The sequence below is a fragment of the Thermoflexus sp. genome (assembly GCF_025055495.1).
Taxonomy (GTDB): Bacteria; Chloroflexota; Anaerolineae; order Thermoflexales; family Thermoflexaceae; genus Thermoflexus.
In genome coordinates this window covers 1-3,475 of sequence record NZ_JANWXB010000096.1, presented here as the reverse complement: position 1 = coordinate 3,475, position 3,475 = coordinate 1, and the positions used below count along the sequence as shown (strand labels likewise).

The window sequence follows — 3,475 nt, the reverse complement described above, 5'->3', positions numbered from 1 at the left end:
GGCTCCGGGCGCAGGATTCGGCGGCGCTGGCCTCCTCGATCTACATGGTCTGCCGCAAGCGGCCCGCTGACGCGCCGGTGGGGGAGCTGCCCGCGGTGCGGCGGGAGATTGAGGCCCGAGTTCGGGAGCGGCTCGCCCAGTTCTGGGAGGCCGGCATCCGCGGGGCCGATTTCTTCATGAGCGCCATCGGCCCCGCCGTGGAGGCCTTCGGCCGATACGCCTATCTGCCCGGACCCGCCGAGCGGGGACCGGAGCTGGAGAGGGCCGAGCGGTTCGACACGATGGTCGACGCCCTGCACTACGCCCTCTGGCTCTGGAGCCGCAACGACCTGAAGCGGCTCTCGGCGCACTTAGAGGCCACCTACGGCGGCAACGAGGCCTTCTGGCAGGTGGCCCAGGCCATCAGCGAGGTGCTCCCCGAAAAGGACCAGGAGAAGGAGAAAATGTGGCTGCAGGGGCTGCTCGCCGGGCGCCGGACCTATGCTCCAGGCCACCGGCAGTCCCGCCTGTGGGGCGAAGGAGGTGAGCCATGACCCAGCCCTGGCTGCAGGGGTGCAACCCCCACCGTGACCTCCGCGAGGGGAAGTTCGACGAGTCGGTCTTCGCCGCCGATCTCTCCGATGTGGTCGCCAACCGCGGCCCGCTGGAATACCGGGATCCAGTCCTCTTCTTCCGCAAGACCTATCCCACCCAGGGGCTCCAGCGCCTGCTCGGGGCGGTGCTTTCCCGCCTGGCAGGCCGGGGCGGCGGGGAGGCCGTCATCCAGATCCAGACCCCCTTCGGCGGGGGCAAGACCCACAGCCTGATCGCCCTCTACCACTTGTTCCGGCATCCCCAGGAGGCCCAGGACTCGGAGCTGGGCCGGGAGGCCCTTCGCGCGGCGGGGGTGGCGGAGATCCCCGCGGCGCGGGTGGTGACCTTCGTGGGCACCGCCGCCGATCCGCTCCGCGGCCGGACCCCGTGGGGGGAGCTGGCGGCGCAGCTGGGCCGCTACGAGCTTCTCGCTGAGCACGACCAGCAGCGCCGGGCGCCCGGGAAGGACCGGCTCCACCAGGTGATCGGCGAGGCGCCTACCCTCATCCTGATGGACGAGATCGCTGAGTATGCAGTCAAAGCCCGGGATTTCCTGGACCAAGTGGTGGCCTTCTTCCAGGAGCTGACCGAGACGGTGCGGGTGCTCGAGCGGAGCGCCTTAGTGGCCACCCTGCCCTCCAGCGCCCCCTATGGGGAGGAGGGGGAGCGCGTCCTGCACCAGCTCCAGCAGATCTTCGGGCGGATGGAGGCCATCTACACGCCGGTGGACGGCGAGGAGATCTACGAGGTCATCCGCCGTCGGCTGTTCGAGGAGATCCGCCCCGACGAGGCACGGCGCACAGCCGACGCCTACTGGGAGATGTATCAGCGCCTGGGCGAGGACATCCCCCGGGAGGCGCGGGAGCCCGCCTACCGCGATCGGCTGCGCCGGGCCTATCCTTTCCACCCGGAGCTGATCGACCTCCTGATGGAGCGCTGGAGCACGTTCCCCACCTTCCAGCGCACCCGCGGCGTCCTGCGCCTGCTGGCGGAGATCGTGGCCGACCGCTATCGCAACAACGACACCGCCTCCCTGATCCTGCCCGGCCATATTGACCTGAGCCAGCCTGCGATCCGGCGCGAGTTCCTCAAGCACATCGGCAACGAGTTCGAGGGGGTGATCGCCAGCGACATCGCCGGCCCCGGCGCCCGGGCCCCCCGGATCGATCAGGAAATGGGCTCGGAATACGCCCGCTTCCGGGTGGCCTCCGCTTTGGCCACAGCCATCTTCTTCGGGTCCTTCAGCGGCGGGGAACGCCGGGGCGTCAGCCTCCCCCGGCTGCGGCTGATGGCCCTTCAGGAAGGACTGCCCCCGGCCGTCCTCAGCGACGCCCTGCAGCGGATGGAGGAGGCCCTCTGGTATTTGCACGAGGAACGGGGGATCTACGAGTTCCGCTCCCAGCCCAACCTCAACCGCGTCATCGTGGAGAAAGAAGAGGCGGTACGCCCGGAGGAGGTGGAGGAAGAGATCCGGCGCGGCCTGGAGCGGCTGGCCGGCCGGGAACTACGGGTTTTCCTCTGGCCGTGCTCCTCCGCCGACGTCCCCGACACCCGAGAGCTGAAGCTGGCAGTCCTGGGGCTGGATCAGCCACGGGCCGGGGGCCGGGCGCCGGCCCTCGCTGAAGAGCTGCTGCGGCGCAGCGGGACGGCCTTCCGCGCCTACGCCAACACTCTGTTGATCCTGGCCGTCGACGAGAGGGAGCTCACCGTCCTCCGCCAGCACGTCAAGCGCCTCCTGGCGTTCCGGGCGATCGAAGGCGACCGAGCGCTCATGAGCCAGCTCTCCGAGGAGAACCGCAAAAAGATCCAGGAGCGGTGCAAGGAGCTCGAAGATGACCTCCCCTTCCGCCTGCTTTCGACCTACCGGCACCTGGCGAAGGCGGGAGCCGACGGAGTGGAGTGGCAGGATATCGGGCTCCCGACGTCCGGCGACCGGGGCTCGCTGGCCCGGCGTGTCGTGGAGTTCATGAAGAGCTCCGAGCTGCTGGCCGAGCGGATCGCCCCGGGCGTGCTCCTGCGCAAGGCGATGCGGGAAGGGGAGAGCGAACGGCCGGTGCGCGAGATCGTCGAGGCCTTCTGGCGCTATCCGAACCTCCCCATGCTGGCGGACAAGGCGATCGTGCACCGCGCGATCGTGGAGGGCGTGCAGAGCGGCGTCTTCGCGGTGCGGAGCAGGGGCCGGGTGTATTTCCGCGAGCCGATCCCGGAGGCGGCCCTGGAGGATGAAGAGGCCGTGCTGCTCCGGGAGGCCCCGCCTCCACAGCCCGAGGGGCCAGCTCTGACCGCCGAATCTGCAGTGACGTCCTACCCGGCGGGCGTGGAGGCAGCGGCCCGCCCGATGCCGGAGAAACCCCTGGAGGCGGTCGAGGCGCCGCCGGCCCCCTCAAAGGGCCGGGGGCTCTCGGAGGTCTACCTGCGCGCCCGGGTGCCCTGGGACCGGACCTCAGAGATCATCCGCGGGGTGATCTCTCCCCTGCGGACGGATGGGGCGGAGCTGGAAATCGAGTTCGTCATCCGCGCCCGCTCCGCCGCCAGCATCCGTCCCGAGACGCTGGAGCACAAGGTCCTCGAGACCCTGCGGCAGATCGGGGCGGAGATCCTGGATCAGCAAGCCCGGTAAGCCCGCAACCCTCGTGCAGGCGCCGCCGGCTAGGAGACCGCAAAGGGGGGAAATCGCCTCATGCGCCCCTGCGGGCCCGCGGCGAAGCGCGTCACAGGAGCATCCCACTGTTGAACGGATGGATCGACCTGCGCAGCGACCCGGTGACCCACCCCACGCCGGCCATGCGCGAGGCCATGGCTCGGGCGGAGGTGGGCGATGATGTGTTCGGGGAAGATCCCACGGTGCGGCGCCTGGAGGAGATGGCCGCCGAGCGGATGGGCAAGGAGGCCGCCCTCTTCG

Annotated in this window: 2 protein-coding genes and 1 pseudogene; all 3 read left to right on the top strand. The window is 70.1% G+C overall.

The genetic code is table 11. The features are described from left to right. Positions 1-533 (top strand): annotated as a pseudogene (locus tag NZM16_RS03325) (hypothetical protein); the annotation flags it as partial. Further along, complete coding sequence (locus NZM16_RS03320; RefSeq protein WP_295478526.1) at positions 530-3,193, top strand: DUF499 domain-containing protein; 2,664 nt, start codon at positions 530-532, stop codon at positions 3,191-3,193. The pseudogene NZM16_RS03325 and the gene NZM16_RS03320, both read left to right, overlap by 4 nt. 164 nt (positions 3,194-3,357) lie before the next feature. Continuing rightward, a partial coding sequence (locus tag NZM16_RS13985) for a beta-eliminating lyase-related protein (RefSeq protein WP_367281001.1) occupies positions 3,358-3,475 on the top strand: 118 nt, incomplete at its 3' end.

Excerpts from the sequence above, each read along its gene's own strand:
- NZM16_RS03320 (WP_295478526.1), top strand. The coding sequence starts at position 530 with ATGACCCAGCCCTGGCTGCAGGGGTGCAACCCCCACCGTGACCTCCGC.